At 70.0% G+C, this 1,524-nt stretch carries 2 pseudogenes; both read left to right on the top strand.

The annotated features are described in order from the left end of the window. A pseudogene (locus C892_RS0128215) lies at positions 1-554 on the top strand (hypothetical protein); the annotation flags it as partial. A 383-nt stretch (positions 555-937) separates the two neighbouring features. Further along, positions 938-1,524 (top strand): annotated as a pseudogene (locus C892_RS0128210) (hypothetical protein); the annotation flags it as partial.

Below are 1,524 nucleotides of genomic sequence, written 5' to 3'. Positions count from 1 at the left end.
TCGCGTTCTGGCACTCGGCGACGTTCACCAACAAGGGCGACGGGGTGGTCTTCACCGATGAGCTGGGAGGCGGCGGCGCGGCGACCTGCAACGCCGAGGTCGGTCCCGAGCGCGGTGCGAACGCGATCTACGAGCTGAAGGCGAAGAAGGGCACGTGGGGCAGGCCCGCCCGAGCGGAGCTGGCCTTCCAGAGCTATTACAAGATCCCGCGCCACCAGTCCGACACGGAGAACTGTGTGGCGCACAACGGCTCGCTGGTCCCGGTCAAGGGCAAGAACTACTTCGTGCAGTCCTGGTACCAGGGCGGGGTGTCGGTCATCGACTTCAACGACCTGGAGGACCCGAAGGAGATCGCCTACTTCGACCGCGGGCCGGTGTCCGACACCGAGCTGGTGCGCGGCGGTAGCTGGTCGGCCTACTACTACAACGGCTACGTCTACTCGGCCGAGCGCACCCGCGGGTTCGACGTCATCCGCCTGGACGACGAGCGGCTCGAAAAGGCGGAGAAGGTCCGCTTCGACGAGCTGAACCCGCAGAACCAGGTCCGCTACTGAGGGGCGGAACGAAGGCCCCGCACTTCTGACGCGCCGGGCGGGCCCGGACCCCGGTACGGGGCCGGGCCCGCCCGGGCACCGGGGGCGCCGAGTGCCGGACGCCCTGTTCTGTTCAGACCGGAATCCGCTTCCCGGCGGTCCGGAACGTCGGCCGCAGGTACGGGGCGCGCGGAGCGCGGGTGGGCCCCCGGCGACCCCGCCCGCACCCGTTCCGGCGTGCGCCGATTCGGGGATCGTGTCCGCGCCGTCACCGTGTGCCCCGGAGGCGGGCGCGGTGCGCAGTGTGTCGAATCGGAAGCGGTGCGGGTTACCCCTCTGTACAGCTGGGGACCGGTCTATGTAGTTTTCACGTGTTTTCGGCCCTCATTCACGAAGGAGTCCGGATGCCGACATCCCCCCGGCCGCCGCACCGGCGGTCCCCGCTCGCGCGCCTGGCGCGCCTCGGCATCGCCCTCACGGGCGCGGCCGCGCTCGCCACCGGGCTCGCCGCGGCCCCGGCCGCGGGCGGCACCGACGACGGCGACATCGACAAGAGCCGGAACATCGAGCACCTGGCCAACCTGCCCAAGCCCGAAGGGCTCGACGGCACCTCCGCCTACAACTCGGACCTGGCCTTCACCGGCGACTACGCCATCGACGGCAACTACAACGGCTTCGCGGTCTACGACATCTCCGAGCCGGAGGAGCCGGAGCACGTGACGACCGTCCTGTGCCCCGGAGGCCAGGGCGACGTGTCGGTCAGCGGGGATCTGCTCTACTTCTCGGTGGACTACCCGCGCGAGGGCGAGGACTGCGGCGCGGCTGAGAGCTCGCCGGCCGATCCGGACGCCTTCGAAGGGATGCGGATCTTCGACATCTCCGACATCGAGGAGCCGCGGTACGTGGCGGCGGTGGCCACCGACTGCGGGTCGCACACCAACTCGCTGATCCAGGGCGAGGAGAGCGACCACATCTACGTCTCCTCCTACGC

Source organism: Nocardiopsis baichengensis YIM 90130 (assembly GCF_000341205.1).
GTDB lineage: Bacteria > Actinomycetota > Actinomycetes > Streptosporangiales > Streptosporangiaceae > Nocardiopsis_A > Nocardiopsis_A halophila.
This window is presented reverse-complemented; position numbering and strand designations above follow the sequence as displayed.